Below are 14256 nucleotides of genomic sequence, written 5' to 3'. Positions count from 1 at the left end.
CCCAGGGCAGGCATGGCGAGAATGCCCGGCGAAGGCCTCGGCGAAGACGTGCCAGAACATACCCTAGGGGGGTACGGTTTAGTCAACGGAAGGCACCGAAGGCGCCGAAGGAATCGAGGCGCTCAGGCGTGGGGGGTATCTTCAGGGGTGGGTCGGCAACGCGGGGCGGCCGACCGAGTTCAACGAGCCGTCAGCAGCCCTTGCGGGACAGCTTGTTCACGTCCGGGGCCGGCCGCCGACCGGGCACAGCTCAGCCACCGTTCAGCCGCCCGCACGCCCGGCCCCGGCCAGTCCGCGCTGGACGACGGCGCGCACGCCCGGCTCCAAGTGCCGTGCCCAGGACGGGTCGTGCTCGCCGCGCAGGCGGGCGCAGCAGACCAGGGCGTGGGCGAACTGGTCGGCGGTGAGGTAGCCGAGGTGGTAGGTGGTGTCGTCGCTCGCCGCGCCGTTGAGCATCCTGCTGGTCAGGGCGCTGCCGTTTCCCCCGGTCGGCACCGTACCCGCGCCTCGGGGGTGGGAACCTTGGTCCGCATCACCGTGCCATCGGGGGGAGTTCGCCGGCCCGGCCGACCGCGCCCTTGACGAGGACGGCCGAGGTGCCGAGCACCGTACCGGCCGGACCCGCTTCCCCGGCCTCGCTGAGGACCGTGCGCTCGCCGAGGAACGCGTACGTGGTCCGGTCGAAGACCCACTGGGTCTGCCGCCCGTGCGCCGTACGGGCCACGGCGACGCCCTCGCGCCCGGCGGCGTCGACGGCCGACGGGACGACGGTGACCCCGGGGATCCGCTCGGCGGCCCGGCAGAGCGCGGCACTGACCTGCGGCGGAGCCCAGGACTCGGCCAGCAGGTCGCCGATCGCCGCGAAGGCCCGCTGATCCGGGTCCTGCCCCGCGCCGCGGGCCTGCTCCCCGATCAGCTTCAGCAGGGCGTCCGGGTCGGTGGGCAGGGAGGCGACGTACGTGTGGGTCGGCTCGTCGATCGACGGGCCGCTCCCGCGTGAGGCGTCGGGCCGGGGCGTCGCCCCCGGACGGTCGAACCGGAGGACCGGCCCGTCCTCGCCGAGCCGGGTGTCGGGCCCGCCCTCCTCGCGCAGCAGGCCGGGACGGCTGCCGTCGGCGGACAGCCACACGTGCCGGGTGTGCACGGGCGGCATCGTCACGGGACCGCCCGCCGCGCTCTGCGCCGCGTACGCGACCCTGCTCTCGATGAAGACGAACTGGTCCGCGCGGACCGCCGGTTGCTCGGATTCGGAGGCGGCGAGCGCGATGCGGTCGAGGAGTCGGACCGCCTCCGAGGTGCCGGGGGCGCCGCCTTCGGCCACCGCGACGCGGTCGCGTCCGCCCGCACCCCCGAGGTCCACCGCCACCACGCCGACGGCCGCCAGGGCGCAGGCGAGCGCCGGCACCGCGATCCGGAACCGGGCCGGGCGCCGGGTGGCGCGCCGCCGCGGCTCGGCGGACGCGGCGGCCTCGCGCAACAGCTCCTCGCGCAGCAGCAGTCGGCGATCCGCGGCCAGGCCGGGCACGGCCGGCGGGGGCAGCAGCTCGGCGAGTGCGCGGCGCTCCGACTCCTCGGGCTGCTCGGGCTCGTCGGGCTGCTCGGGCCGCTCAGGCCGCGAGGACCCGTCAGGCCGCGAGGGCTCCTCGCCCGACGCGCCTGGTCTACCGCGCCATGGGGTGGCGTTCATCCGTGACTCTCCTGGGTCGACGGCCGGAGCACGGGAAGGCGTCCCGGCACGGGCGAGGCGATGGTGGAGGCGGTGGAGGCGGCGGCCACGGCCGCGCGGGCCCTGGCTTCGGCCTTCGCCTCCGCCCTGGCCTCGGCCTCGGTGAGTTCGCGCAGCCGGGCGCGGGCCCGGGACAGCCGCGAGCGGACGGTGCCGACCGGCGTGCCGAGCGCCTCCGCCGCGCTCGCGTAGTCCAGTCCGGCCCACACCACGAGGGTGAAGACCTCCCGGTCGCGGCGCCGGAGCCGGGCGAGTGCGCGACGTGCGGCCCGCAGCTGCTCGACGTCGGCGAGGTGCGCGACCAGGTCGTCGGAGAAGTCCGGGACGGCGCCGCGTTCCGGGAGCCGGGCGAGCGCGAGGTCACGGCGCCGGCGGGCACGGGCGTTGCGGCGCATGATGTTGGTCGCGATCCCCAGCAGCCACGGGCGCAGGCCGTCGCCGTCGGGGTGCAGCCGCTCCCGGCCGCGCCACGCCTCCAGGAAGGTCGTCGAGACGACGTCCTCGGCCTCCGCCCAGTCGCCCGTCACGCGCAGGGCGTAGCGGTACAGCACCTGGGCGTGCTCGTCGTACAGCTCGCCCAGGACGTCGGGGTCGCCGCCGCGAAGACGCGTTCTCATGAGTGCTTCCACACTCTGCCCTGCCCGGTCCGCCGCACGGGTTCCGGTGACGTGCGTCACAGGAACTCCCCCGCCCGTCCGAGCAGTGCAGAACATGACCGCACCTTCCGCACCCCGTCCCGCCCCTCACTCCGCTTCCCGTTCCGCCTCCCGTTCCCCATACCGCCGGAACGCCCTCCGGGCCCTGGCCGTGGCCGTCGCCCTGGTCGGCACCTCGACCCCCGCCTTCGGCGGCGCGGCCTTCGCCGCCGAAGCGGAACCGGAGACGTACACCCTCACCATCAGGCACCTGGGCCGCGACGGCCAACCGGCCGGCGAGTTCCGCGACCACGTCAGCGGGGTCTTCGAGAACGGCGCCGAGGAGGTCCTCAGGCAGCAGGACGCCTCCGGGGTCACCACCGTGCGGCTGCCCAAGGGCCGGTACCTGCTGGACAGCACCCTGCCCACGGACCAGGGGACGGGCGGCCCGGTCTGGACGGACTGGATCGTCCAGCCGCGCCTCGACCTCGACCGGGACACCACCGTCACCGTCGACGCGCGGACCACCGCCCCCGTCGACGTCCGGCCCCCGGACGGCGGCGCGCGCTTCCTGCAGAGCTCGATGTTCGTCGAGGTCACCCACGGCGGTGTCACCAGGAGCGCCAACGTCGGCAACCGGTCGACGAACCTGCGCGTGGCCCACCAGGGGCCCGAGACCGAGGCCGGCGCGGTGCAGCAGTGGTACGACGCGCAGTGGGCGACCGACACCGGCGGCTACCTGCTCGGCCAGACCTTCTCCGGCACCCGCGCCCTGACCGGGCTCACCCGGCAGTACTCCGCCCAGGAACTGGCCACCCTGAACATCCGCGGCGCCGCCGGACCGGGCAGCACCGGCACCGCCCTCCTCAGCATCCTGCCGAGCACCGGGACGGTCGCCGCCGCACCCCGGGTCCTGAAGACGCCGGGCACCGCCACCTTCCTGGTCACGCCCGAGCGCGGCACCTGGGACATCGGTGTCACCGTCCCCGGCGCCGACGAGGCGGCGCCGAACCACTACTCCGCCGACCGCATCGCCGTACGCGCCGGCACCACGACCACCCACACCTTCGACAGCCCGGTCTTCGGCCCCGCGCTCACCGAGCGTCCCGCCGTCTCACGCGACGGCGACCGGATCACCGCGAACGTCCCGCTGCTCGCCGACGGCGACGGCCACGCGCCGTGGACCCCGTCGTTCGACACCGCCTACACCTCGCTGTACCGCGACGGCGTGCTGGTCGGCGCCGCCTCCGGCGCGGCCGGACGCGGCGAGTTCACCGTGCCCGCCGGCCAGGCCTCCTACCGCCTGGCCACCACCGTGACCCGCAAGGCCGCGGCCGGCGCGACCACCCGCGTCAACGCGTCCTGGACCTTCACCTCGGCCACCACCACCGGGCCGACCGCCCTCCCGGTCAGCGTCGTGCGGTTCTCCCCGGAGCTCGACCTGCGCGGCACCGCCACGGCCGGCAGCGCGCTGCGCATCCCGGTCACCGTCCAGGGCGCCGCCGCGGACGGCCGCACCCGCTCGCTGACCGTCTCGGCCTCCACCGACGGCGGCGCCTCCTGGACCCGCCTCCCGGTCGAGGCCGGCGCCGTCACCGTCCAGAACCCGCCGGCGGGCACCGACGTCTCCCTGCGCGCCGAACTGACCGACACCGACGGCAACACCCTCGAGCAGACCATCACCGACGCCTACCGCACCCGGTGACGACGACGGCCACCTGACGGCTCGGCGCCTGCCTGCTCCCCCGGCAGGCGCCGACGCCCTCCACGGCCGCCCGGCTACCGTGTCGGGGCATGACCGCGTACCGGATCGGTGAGGCCCCCTGAGTCCACCACCTCGTCGTCATCGAGCGCTCGGCCCACATGCTCCGCGACCACCCCGAGGACCGCACGACCCTGCTCAGCACCCTCGACACCGCAGGCCGCCACTGGGGCCGCCGCCTCGACCAGCCGACCAGTTCCTTCAACACCCTGCTGCTGTAGCCCCGGGCACCACCGGACCCTCCCGGCCGACCGCCCGCTCGCATCGCGCTCCACGTAAAGGAATTCGTCACCGGCATCGCAGCCAGGGGCAGTCCTCATCGTGGCCCCCAGACCCACCCCCACGTCCCGTCGATCCGGCGCAGCGAGGTGAGCTACCCCTCGAAGCGCGCGTCAACACGCCAGTGCCGTGTTCCTCCTCCATATCCCCCGTTGAGCTTTTCTGGCGCTGGCCTCCTGGGTCGAGGAGGCCAGCGCCAACGTTCAGCGCACCGCTCAACGAGGTGGGGCTTGGGGGCGGCAACAGGGCTTTCTCGTCGGGGCGTTGACGACGTCCGCCGGATGGCGGGGCGCACGGCAAAGCCCTTCTCATTACCCTGGGGGGGTATGGTATGTTCAAAGTGAAGCAGCCGCCCGGGCAGTCCGGTCGGCGTCGGGCATCCACGACAGGAGCACACCCATGAGCGAGACCACCGTCACCGTCGAGTCCGCCGCCGAGACCTCCTCCTGCTGCGGCTCGTGCGGCACCAACGCCGGTGCGGCGCCGGCCGCCGAGTCCGCCCGGACCTCGGTCTTCCAGGTGAAGGGCATGACTTGCGGCCACTGCGTCACCTCGGTGACGGCCGAGCTGAAGAAGCTCGACGGGGTCGAGGACGTCGCCGTGGACCTCGCCACCGGCAGGGTCACCGTCGGCAGCACCCGGGCGCTCGCCGACTCCGAGGTGGCCGCCGCCGTCGACGAGGCCGGCTACGACCTGGTCGGCCGCGTCGAGGGCTGACCCGCCGGCGTCGGCCCGGAGGGGGGCAGCACCCCGCCCCTCCGGGCCGGCTCCACGCGCGCGGCCCGCCGGTAGAGTGTGAGCACGCCTCACCGCACAGGAACCGGAGACGGCCATGGCCAGCTACAGCTCCCACAAGGACGACTTCCGCAAGAGGCTCCGTCGCATCGAGGGCCAGATCCGCGGCCTCCAGCGTATGGTCGAACAGGACACCTACTGCATCGACGTCCTGACCCAGGTCTCCGCCGCCAGCCGCGCCCTCCAGTCCTTCGCCCTCCAACTCCTCGACGAGCACATCGAATGCTGCGTCCGCGACGCCATCGCCGAGGGCGGCCAGGAGGCGAGCACCAAGATCCGGGAGGCCAACCAGGCCATCGCCCGGCTCGTCAAGTCCTGACCGCGCCTCAGTGGTTGACGACCCGGCTCCCGGCAGCTCACGCGCCGGGAGCCGTCGCCGTTACGGGGTGGGGGTATCGCCTGGCATCCCGCGAAGAGGGATCGGCCCGTGGCCCGGCTGGAAGGCGGGCGAGCCGCACCTCTACGACCTGTGTCGCGTCGACGGAGAACCGTCGCGCTGACGTTGCCGCCATGGCCGACCTCGGACCGGCGGGCCGTTCCCGCTCAGACCCGGTCGAGCGGGCGGTGCGGGCCGTCGGGGAGTTCGACCTCGACGGTGTCGCCGGGCCGGACCGGGCCGCCGGTGCGGACGATGCCCATGATGCCGGCGCGGCGCACGATCGTTCCGTCCTCGGCGCGGCCGACGACCTGCTTGAGCAGGCCCGGCCGGTAGGTGTCGATCTGGGCGCACGGGTTGCGCAGGCCGGTGATCTCCACCTCCGCCCGTGGGCCGATCCGCAGCACCGCGCCGACCGGCAGGCCGAGCAGGTCCACGCCTTCGGTGGTGATGTTCTCGCCGAGCGCGCCGGGGGCCACGTCGAAGCCCGACTCGCGCAGTTCGGTGAGCAGTTCGCGGTGGATCAGGTGGACCTGGCGCAGGTTGGGCCGGGTCGGGTCCTGGGCGACGCGGGAGCGGTGCCTGACCGTCACCCCGGCGTGCACGTCCCCCTCGACGCCCAGTCCGGCGAGCAGCGTGATGCCGTCCCGGTTCGGCTTGGTGAACGAGTACTCGGCGTTGCTGCTGACCGCCACCACGGTGCCGCTCATGTTCCGGGCTCCCCTCGCAGACGTGCGTTCGATCGGCTCAGGAGCCTAGTCACCCCGTGCGATCGCCTCTCCGGGAGCCCCGTTCCCGGCCGGGGCCTCGTTCTCGGCCAGGGCCCCGCTCCCGGCCGGGGCCCCGCTCCCGCCGCGCGCCCGCTCGTCCGCGTCGGCGAGCCACAAGTACACCGGCGCGAGGCCGAGTTCGATCGCCATCAGCACCAGCTGGAACCCGTGCGGCCGGCCGTCCGCCACGATCGACAGCACCCGGGCGAGGCCGCCCAGCAGGAGCACTGCCGCCAGCCACCGCACCGTCCGGGCGGGCACCGGCGCCTGGCGGGCGGCCTGGATCCAGGCGAGGCCGTACCCGGCGAAGACCGCGCCCATGAAGCGGCCGAAGCTGCCGACCGTCGGACCGGCGTCCGCGATCCCGGGCATCGCGGCGTTTCCCAGCAGGATGTGGAGGAACCCGATCGCCACGCAGGCGATCCCCATCGTCCACGCGAGCACCCGTAGCGCCTTGGCCATGCCCCACCCACCCGTCCCGGAGATCCGGTTGACACGCGTCTACTTAGCCGCCCATCAAGCTAGCGCCAACAAGTAGACACGTGTCAAGTACCCTGGCCCGCATGCCAGTCCACGAACGACGCCGCCGCCTCTCCCCCGCCGAGCGACGCGCCCAGCTGCTCTCCGTCGGCGCCCGGCTGTTCGCCGAACGTCCGTACGAGGAGGTGTTGATGGAGGAGGTCGCCGAGCGGGCCGGGGTCTCCCGCGCGCTGCTGTACCGGCACTTCGCGAGCAAGCACGACCTCTTCGCCGCGCTCTACCGGGAGGCCGCCGACGGCCTGCTCGCCAGGACCCGCTTCGACCCGGCCGACTCCCTGATCGAGCAGCTGATCGAGGGCATGGACGCCCATCTGGACTACTTCATCGCCAACCGGCAGGCCGTGCTGGCGGCCAACCGGGTGCTGGCCGGGGACCAGGTGATCCAGACGATCATCACCGAGGAGCTCGACGCCCTGCGCGGCCGACTGCTCGGCGTCCTCCCGCTCGCGGACGAGCGGGCGCGGCAGGCGGTGTCCCAGGTCCTGCGCAGCTGGCTGGTGTTCGTCCGGGTGCTGGTCATCGACTGGCTGACCGAGGAGACCTGCACCCGCACCGAGCTGCGGGACGCCTGCATCGGCGCCGTCCTGGGCGCCCTCCGGCCGCTGCTGCCCGTCGATCCGGCGCCCGACTGGGGGCACCGAGGGCACTGAGGGCGCCCGGGGGCACCGAGGGCATACCATCGGGGCGTAACGGGAGAAGCTCCACAAGCATCCAATTACCTATGAATATACGACAATTGGATGCTCTGACTCCCTCGCCCAGCCGGACCTCCGAACCCCGCGAAGGGACCCATGGACTCCGTCGCAGCCGACACCCGGACCACCCTCCCCCCACTCCACCGGCTCCCCCTCACCCCGGCCCAGCCGCCCCACCCCACCACCCTCCCGGACGGCACCCCCGCGTGGCTGATCACCCGGTACCACGACGTCCGGCAGGTCCTCGGCGACCCCCGGGTCACCCGGGCCGACCTGCATGACGTCGGCACCGCGGGTGCCACCGCCGACGTGGCCGCCAACCCGGCGTCCCTGTTCAACCAGGACGGGCCCGCCCACCGGCGGCTGCGCGGCACCGTCCAACGGGCCTTCACCCCGCGCGCCATCGCCGGCTGGCAGCCCTGGGTCGCCGCCGCCGTCCAGCAGTCCGTGGACCGGCTGGTCGCCGCCGGTCCGCCCGCCGACCTGGTCCCCGCGTTCGCCCGGCCGGTACCGTTCGCCGTCACCACCCGGCTGATGGGGCTCGACGGGGACGGGCCCGACCACCTGGACGAGGAGCGGCTGCACCGCTGGACCCTCGCCCTGCTCGCCCAGGGCGACGCCCAAGGCGGCGAACCGGGCGCGAGCGACGGGCAGCACGACGACACCCTCGCCGAATTCGGCGCCTTCATGGGCGAGTTGGTCGCCCGCCGGCGCCGCGATCCCGGCGACGACCTGGTCAGCCGACTGGTCCGGGCCGCCGACCAGGACGGCGGCGTCCCCGAGGAGTCCCTCGTCTTCCTGGTCGCCGGGCTCACCGCCAGCGGCAACGAGAGCGTCGCCGGGGCCCTCGCCAACGCCCTGGTCTACGTGCTCGGCGAACGCCCCGAGCACTGGCCGCGCCTGGCCGACCCGGCCGTCGCCGAGCGCACCGCCGAACGCCTGCTGCACTACATCCCGCTCGGCGACGACGAGGCCACCATCCGCCGCACCACCGCGCCGATCGAGATCGGTGACGTCACCATCCCGGCCGGTTCGGTCGTCGCCGTCAGCCTCGGCAGCGCCAACCGCGACCCGGCCGTCCACCCCGAGGGCCTCGACGCCGACCTCGGTCTTCCGCTCGCCGCCCCCACCCTCGCCTTCAGCGCCGGCCCGCACTACTGCATCGGCGCCTGGCGGGTCCGCCTGGAGATGCGCGAGTCCCTGCACCGGCTCGCCACCGCCCTGCCGGGCCTGCGCCTCACCGTCCCGGTCGCGGAGCTCGCCTGGCAGCTCGGCGGCACCACCCGGAGCCCGGCCCGCCTCCCGGTGGAGTGGTAGCCGGGCCCCCGACGGCCGGGAGCCCGGCGGCCGGGCCCGGATAGTGACCGGCGCCCCGCTCGGCGTCAGCCGTCGAGCAGGGCGCCCGACCAGTGCTCCCGGCGCCGCTCGATGTACTCGGCGTCGGTGCGCCAGACCTCCCCGTGCCCCGCCGCCCAGAGCCCCGCCCAGGGCTGGACGCCACGGCCCGCCCGGTCCCGCAGGAAGTCGTGCATGGCCCGGCAGCGCGGCGCCAACAGCGGTACCAGGGCACGCCGTTCGCTCTCGTCCAGTCCGTAGGCGTCGGCGAAGACCCGCCCGACAGCGGTTGCTCCCCGCGCGACAGCGGCAGCCCCTCCCCCCGGCTCACGAGAACAGCCCCTCCCCCAGCGTCCCGCCCTCCGGCGCCCCCGGCAGGACGTAGGCCACCGCCGAGGCCGTGTGCTCGACGAAGGCGTTGAGGGCGTCGCGGGCGGCCAGCCGGTTCTGGACACGGGTGAACTGGGCCGGGTCGCGCACGAAGGCGCAGAACAGCAGGCCGCGGTCGCCCGGTCCGTCGTCGTAGCTGTAGCCGCGGCGCAGCATCCGGGCGCCGCCGTCCAGCCGGGGACTGGAGAGGCGGACGTGCGCGGTGGCCGGGATGAGGTACGAGCCGTCCGGGTTCTTGGCGTAGATGTCCGGCTCGTCGTGCTCCGCCGTGCCGGTGAGCGGGGCGCCGTCCCCGGCCCGTCGGCCCATCACCTGCTCCTGGCGGTCCCCGGGGAGGGCGGCGAAGGCGGCGGTGTCCATCCGGATCCGGCGGTAGACCAGCACCGTCCCGTGCTCGTGCGGCCCCGGCGGGCCCCAGACCCACTGACCGGCCTCCGGGCCGTTCGGGTTCGCCGTGCCGTCCTTGAAGCCGAACAGGTTGCGCGGGGTGGCGCCCGCGGCCGTCCGGGCCAGGAAGCCGGACTGCGTCCACCGCACCGCCGCGCCGGCCGCCCGGGCCGCCTCGCCCACCTGCTCCGCGACCACGGACAGCGGCCAGCGGTCCGCCGCGCACAGCTGGATCACCAGGTCCCCGCCGCCGCGCGCCGGGTCGAGCCGGTCCCCGGGGAAGGCCGGCAGCTCGGTCAGCAGGGCCGGCGGAACGTTCAGCCCCAGTCGGGCGGCGAGGCCCGGCCCGACCCCCACCAGGCTGCTGAGCCCGGCCGGTCGGCCGTCCCGCAGCCGCGCGTCCGCCGGGCGGTCGCCCGCCGCCTCGGCCAGCACCCGGGTCAGCCCGCCGAGCAGGGCGCGCAGGGCGGCCCGCCCGTCCGAGGTCGCGGCGGGCGCCAGGTCGAGGGCCAGCAGCTGGGTGGCCGGCTGCTGGGGGGCCGTCACCCCGGCCTGCCGTTCACCGTGGAAGGGCACCGCGGACGGCTCCGGCGCCGCCGCCGTCCGGCCGGGGCCGCCCTGCACGTCGCCGCCGCGGACCTCGCCGCCGAGGGCCAGAGCCGCGGCCCCCGCACCGAGCCCGGCGGCCGCCACCGCCCCTCCCGTGATCAGAGCCCTCCGCCCCACACCGGTCCTGACGGTCGGTGGCTGGTCCTGCGCCTTTCCGGCTTCGGCATGCATGGGCGACATTGGAGACGATAGAACACGCCGTATGCAACTTTTGACCACACGTCACCTCGGCTCGGGCGCAACCCCCTCACGCGGGGCCCGGACCGTCAAGCGGCTGCCCGCTCTGCTCGCCGCCGCCGTCCTCGCTCTCGCCGGCTGTTCCTCGGGCGGCTCGACCTCCTCCGACGCCAAGCACCCGGACGGCACGGTGATCCGGGTCCCGCAGCACTTCCCGACCATCCAGCAGGCCGTCGACGTCGCCCGCGAGGGGGACACCGTGCTGGTCGACCCGGGCACCTACCGGGAGAGCGTGCGCCTCACCAAGCCCAAGATCGTGCTGCGCGGCACCGACCGCAACACCGTGGTCCTGGACGGCGGTCTGCGGCTGGTCAACGGCATCACCGCCTCCGGCCCCGGCTCCGTGGTGGAGAACCTCACCGTGCACGGCTACCTCGCCAACGGCGTGCTCTTCACCGGCGTCACCGACGAGAAGCTGCAGCAGCGCGGCGCCGGCGGCTCCGCCTACGACCCGCTGGACACCGTCCGCTTCCCGCCCGTCCAGGGCTTCCGCGCCAGCAACGTCACCGCGTACAACAACGGCCTGTACGGCATCTACGCCTTCGACGCCCGCGGCGGGATCATCGAGGACTCGTACGCCTCCGGGGGCGCCGACTCCGGCATCTACGTCGGCCAGTGCAAGCCCTGCGACACCCTGGTGCGGGGCAACACCGTCGAACGCAACGCCGTCGGCATCGAGGTCACCAACGCCTCCGACAACCTCACCATCGTCGGCAACCTGGTCCACGGCAACCGGGTCGGCATCACGCTCAACTCCAACGACCTCGAAGCCCTCGCCCCGCAGCACGGCGCGGTGGTCGCGGGCAACGTCGTCACCGACAACAACTCCGCCGACAGCCCCCAGCAGGCCGACGGCGCCCACGGCATCGGCATCGGGATCGGCGGCGGCACGGCCAACCAGGTGCAGCGCAACCTGGTCCAGGGCAACCGGGCGGCCGGCGTCGTCATCACCGACCCGCCCGGGCACCCGGCGAGCGGCAACCGCGTCGAGGGCAACCGGGCCACCGGCAACGGCACCGACCTGGTGCTCGCCTCCGTCGACCCGGGCAACTGCTTCAGCGGCAACCAACCGGCCGTCCAGAGCCCGGACGGCCTGGAGACCCTGGTGGGCTGCGCCGCCCAGGGCCGGACCGCCCCGCCCTTCGGCCGCACCAGCCCGGTCCAGGCGCCGGCCGGCATCCCGTTCAGTCAGGTGCCGGTCCCGCCGGCCCAGCCGTCGCTGCCGGACCCGACCGCGCCCGGCCGCCCGGCGACCGACCTCCCGGGGCCGGTCGACCCCGGGGCCTATCCGCTGCCGGAGTCCGCGGACGCCGTGCCGAAGCACTGACTCCGGGACCCGGGGGCTCGTTCGGGCGCGCGTCGGTGCGCCCGGCGGGTCCCGGCCGCTTCCGTCGAGGCCCACCGGACACTCCGGACACCGGCGGACACCGACGGATGAGCCCGACACCCTTGCCAACACGGACAGTTCAGGACACCTCCGGCAGTTCGGAAACCATCGGAACCGCCCTCCGCGGACATGACATACTGCGTCGGTGACCTCAGCTGACCTGGCCGCGAAGCCGTCCAAGACCCGTCCCCAACTGGGCCGGAAGTTCAACCTGCTGTGGTCCGCGTCGGCGATCTCCTCGGTCGGCGACGGCATGCGGGACTCCGCCCTGCCGCTGCTGGCGGTGGCCGTCTCCGACTCCCCCAGCGCGGTCTCCGTGGTCTCCGTCGCCGCGTCCCTGCCCTTCCTGGTGATGTCCCTGTACGGCGGAGTGCTCGCCGACCGGGCCGACCGGCGGCGGCTGATGTGGACGATCGACGCGGCGCGCGCCGTCGTCGTCCTGGGCTTCGCCTGCTGGATCTTCCTCGCCGACCCGCCGCTGGTCGCACTCGCCGCACTGGCCTTCCTGCTCGGCTGCGGCGAGACGGTCTTCTCCAACGCCGCCACCTCGGCCGTCCCCGAGCTGGTCCGCCCCGACCAGCTCGACGCCGCCAACGGCCGGATGCAGGCCAACATGCTCGTCGGCGGCAACCTGATCGGCCCGCTGCTCGGCTCGGCGCTGTTCGCGGTGGCCGCCGCCTCCCCCTTCACGGTGGACGGCGTGTCCTTCGCGCTCGCCGCCGTCCTGGTCGCCGCCACCGGCCGCTCCACCGCCCCGCGCACCCCGGCCGACCGCCGCCCGGTGCTCACCGAGATCCGCGAGGGCGTCGACTGGCTGGTCCACCACCGCGACGTACGGATGCTCGCCGTGCTCTCCACGCTCGGCGCGCTCGCCTGCTTCATGGGCACCACCATGATGGTCCTGATGGTCACCAGGGTCATCCACGCCCCCGCCGCTTCCTACGGCATCGTGCTCGCGGCCGGCGCCATCGGCGGCACCGCCGCGAGCACGCTGGCCGGCCGGCTCAGCCGACTGCTCGGCCGCGGCACCCGGATCGCCCTCGCCTTCCTGCTGATGGGCGTCGCGCTGATCCTGATGGGCCTGAGCACCTCGGTGGCCGAAGTGGCCGCGCTGTACGGCGTGGTCGGCTTCGGGATCGTCACCTGGAACATCCAGGCGATCTCGCTGCGCCAGCAGGCCGTGCCGAAGGAGCTGCTCGGCCGGGTGAACAGCTGCTACATGCTGCTGAGCCGCCTCGGCATCATGTCCGGCGCCGCCCTCAGCGGCTGGATCGCCTCCGCCGTCAACATCCGCACCCCGCTCCTGATCGCCGGCGGCCTGCTGCTGGTCCTGCTGGTCGTGGTGCTGTTCCTGCTCCCGCGGATGACCGCGATGGAGGCCGTTCCGGCCGCGTCGGGCACCGGCGCCGGGTCCGACACCGACACCCGGGCCGAGGCCGAGTAACTTCGGTGCCGGAAAGGCGGCTTTCGCGTCCTCCCGCTCAACGGCCCCTGTCTGCGGGTATGGTGATCCGAGGGGTGGCACCGGGAAGACTGGTCGGCGCGCAGCGCCGCATGCCCTGAGGAGAGCCGTGAACGCCAACCACCCCACCGCCGCGGACCGGTCGGCCGCCTCCGACGCCCCCGGATCCCCCACCGCCCCCGATTCCTCCCGCGCCTCCGGTTCCTCCCCCGCCGTCGCGCCGCCCGTCGGCCTCGGCCCGCTGGTGCGGATCGACGGCAGCTGGTTCATCGGCGACCACGAGAGCCGGGCGTACCTCGCCGTCCTCCCCGGGGGATTCGAGCACCGCGTCAGCGGACGGGAGCCGTTCCAGGTGCCGTGGAACCGTCTGATGAGCCTGCAACTCGGCGTCACCAGCGGCCGGTTCACCGGCACACCGGCCGGCGGGCTGCCGACCGGGCAGGACGGCGCGATCGGCGCCCACGGCTCCTGCCTGAGCGCCATGGTCCGGCACCCCTACGACATGTGGAAGCCCCGGTTCGTCCACCACCGGTGGTGGTACCCGGCCCCGGAGCTCACGGTGCTGCGCCAACTGCTGGGCGACATCGTCGACCTCGGCCGCGTCGAACGGCTCGGCGACGACGCCTGGCTGACCTCGGCCGTCGAGGAGCTGGCGGCCGACCGCCACCTCCGCCGGTGGCGGACCGGCAGGGCCGTCATGGAAGGCGTGAAGGAGATCGTCACGCGCGGGGCGCGACCCTGACAGCCCGGGGGAACTCCCCACCGGGAGGCGGGGGCTAGTGCCGCATCAGGCAAGGTTCGCCCCGTTGATGTGTCGTCCGGTTGCTGCGCCGGGCGGCACCGGGTGGTCAGAATGATCACGTGGCTGAAC

15 protein-coding genes are annotated in these 14256 nt (G+C 74.3%); 8 read left to right on the top strand and 7 right to left on the bottom strand.

Translation table 11 applies throughout. The features are described 5' to 3' along the window. Nucleotides 1-261: 261 nt before the first annotated feature. From ACFWP2_RS33155 to ACFWP2_RS33145, 3 genes are read right to left on the bottom strand one after another with little or no spacing between them, the layout of a single operon-like run. A complete protein-coding gene (locus ACFWP2_RS33155; RefSeq protein ID WP_380458428.1) occupies nt 262-495 on the bottom strand; it encodes a hypothetical protein in 234 nt (77 codons plus the stop codon). 37 nt (nt 496-532) lie between these two features. Continuing rightward, nucleotides 533-1687, bottom strand: a complete 1155-nt coding sequence (locus tag ACFWP2_RS33150; RefSeq protein WP_380458426.1) for a CU044_5270 family protein — start codon at nt 1685-1687, stop codon at nt 533-535. Then, entirely contained in the window at nt 1684-2343 is a 660-nt protein-coding gene (locus tag ACFWP2_RS33145) for an RNA polymerase sigma factor (protein ID WP_380458424.1), read from the bottom strand. The genes ACFWP2_RS33150 and ACFWP2_RS33145 overlap by 4 nt, the downstream gene beginning before the upstream one ends. A gap of 190 nt (nt 2344-2533) precedes the next feature. Here ACFWP2_RS33145 and ACFWP2_RS33140 point away from each other — a divergent pair, with 190 nt between their 5' ends. From ACFWP2_RS33140 to ACFWP2_RS33130, 3 genes are all read left to right on the top strand, one after another. Then, nucleotides 2534-4066 carry a serine protease gene (locus ACFWP2_RS33140; RefSeq protein WP_380458422.1) on the top strand — a complete coding sequence of 511 codons (1533 nt, stop codon included), beginning with the start codon at nt 2534-2536 and terminating at the stop codon, nt 4064-4066. 735 nt (nt 4067-4801) lie between these two features. Continuing rightward, a complete protein-coding gene (locus tag ACFWP2_RS33135; protein ID WP_380458420.1) occupies nt 4802-5119 on the top strand; it encodes a heavy-metal-associated domain-containing protein in 318 nt (105 codons plus the stop codon). Nucleotides 5120-5234: 115 nt separating this feature from the next. Then, nucleotides 5235-5516 (top strand): metal-sensitive transcriptional regulator, encoded by a 282-nt coding sequence (locus ACFWP2_RS33130; RefSeq protein ID WP_360338919.1) that lies wholly within the window; start codon nt 5235-5237, stop codon nt 5514-5516. Between the two features lie 224 nt (nt 5517-5740). Here the strand turns inward: ACFWP2_RS33130 and ACFWP2_RS33125 are convergent, their stop codons facing one another. Both ACFWP2_RS33125 and ACFWP2_RS33120 read right to left on the bottom strand, forming a co-directional pair. Then, nucleotides 5741-6283: an MOSC domain-containing protein gene (locus ACFWP2_RS33125; RefSeq protein ID WP_380458418.1), complete on the bottom strand. Its 543-nt coding sequence runs from the start codon at nt 6281-6283 to the stop codon at nt 5741-5743. Between the two features lie 45 nt (nt 6284-6328). Continuing rightward, nucleotides 6329-6805 (bottom strand): DUF4345 domain-containing protein, encoded by a 477-nt coding sequence (locus ACFWP2_RS33120; protein ID WP_380458416.1) that lies wholly within the window; start codon nt 6803-6805, stop codon nt 6329-6331. A 101-nt stretch (nt 6806-6906) separates the two neighbouring features. Here ACFWP2_RS33120 and ACFWP2_RS33115 point away from each other — a divergent pair, with 101 nt between their 5' ends. Both ACFWP2_RS33115 and ACFWP2_RS33110 read left to right on the top strand, forming a co-directional pair. Then, nucleotides 6907-7533, top strand: coding sequence for a TetR/AcrR family transcriptional regulator (locus ACFWP2_RS33115; protein WP_380458414.1), 627 nt, complete (start codon nt 6907-6909; stop codon nt 7531-7533). A 141-nt stretch (nt 7534-7674) separates the two neighbouring features. Then, a complete protein-coding gene (locus ACFWP2_RS33110) occupies nt 7675-8895 on the top strand; it encodes a cytochrome P450 (RefSeq protein ID WP_380458412.1) in 1221 nt (406 codons plus the stop codon). Between the two features lie 65 nt (nt 8896-8960). Here the strand turns inward: ACFWP2_RS33110 and ACFWP2_RS33105 are convergent, their stop codons facing one another. Both ACFWP2_RS33105 and ACFWP2_RS33100 read right to left on the bottom strand, forming a co-directional pair. Beyond that, nucleotides 8961-9110, bottom strand: a complete 150-nt coding sequence (locus ACFWP2_RS33105; protein ID WP_380458410.1) for a hypothetical protein — start codon at nt 9108-9110, stop codon at nt 8961-8963. A 130-nt stretch (nt 9111-9240) separates the two neighbouring features. Further along, nucleotides 9241-10470: a Dyp-type peroxidase gene (locus ACFWP2_RS33100; protein ID WP_380458408.1), complete on the bottom strand. Its 1230-nt coding sequence runs from the start codon at nt 10468-10470 to the stop codon at nt 9241-9243. Between the two features lie 31 nt (nt 10471-10501). Between ACFWP2_RS33100 and ACFWP2_RS33095 the strand changes: the two genes are divergently transcribed. From ACFWP2_RS33095 to ACFWP2_RS33085, 3 genes are all read left to right on the top strand, one after another. Further along, nucleotides 10502-11863, top strand: coding sequence for a right-handed parallel beta-helix repeat-containing protein (locus tag ACFWP2_RS33095; RefSeq protein WP_380458406.1), 1362 nt, complete (start codon nt 10502-10504; stop codon nt 11861-11863). Between the two features lie 205 nt (nt 11864-12068). Then, nucleotides 12069-13367 (top strand): MFS transporter, encoded by a 1299-nt coding sequence (locus tag ACFWP2_RS33090; RefSeq protein ID WP_380458404.1) that lies wholly within the window; start codon nt 12069-12071, stop codon nt 13365-13367. A 127-nt stretch (nt 13368-13494) separates the two neighbouring features. Further along, nucleotides 13495-14127, top strand: coding sequence for a hypothetical protein (locus ACFWP2_RS33085; protein ID WP_380458402.1), 633 nt, complete (start codon nt 13495-13497; stop codon nt 14125-14127). Nucleotides 14128-14256: the final 129 nt, after the last annotated feature.

Source organism: Kitasatospora sp. NPDC058444, from assembly GCF_042721415.1.
In the GTDB taxonomy this organism is placed as follows: Bacteria; Actinomycetota; Actinomycetes; order Streptomycetales; family Streptomycetaceae; genus Kitasatospora.
Note: the sequence above shows the minus strand (reverse complement) of the source record. Positions and strands in the feature narration are given on the sequence as shown.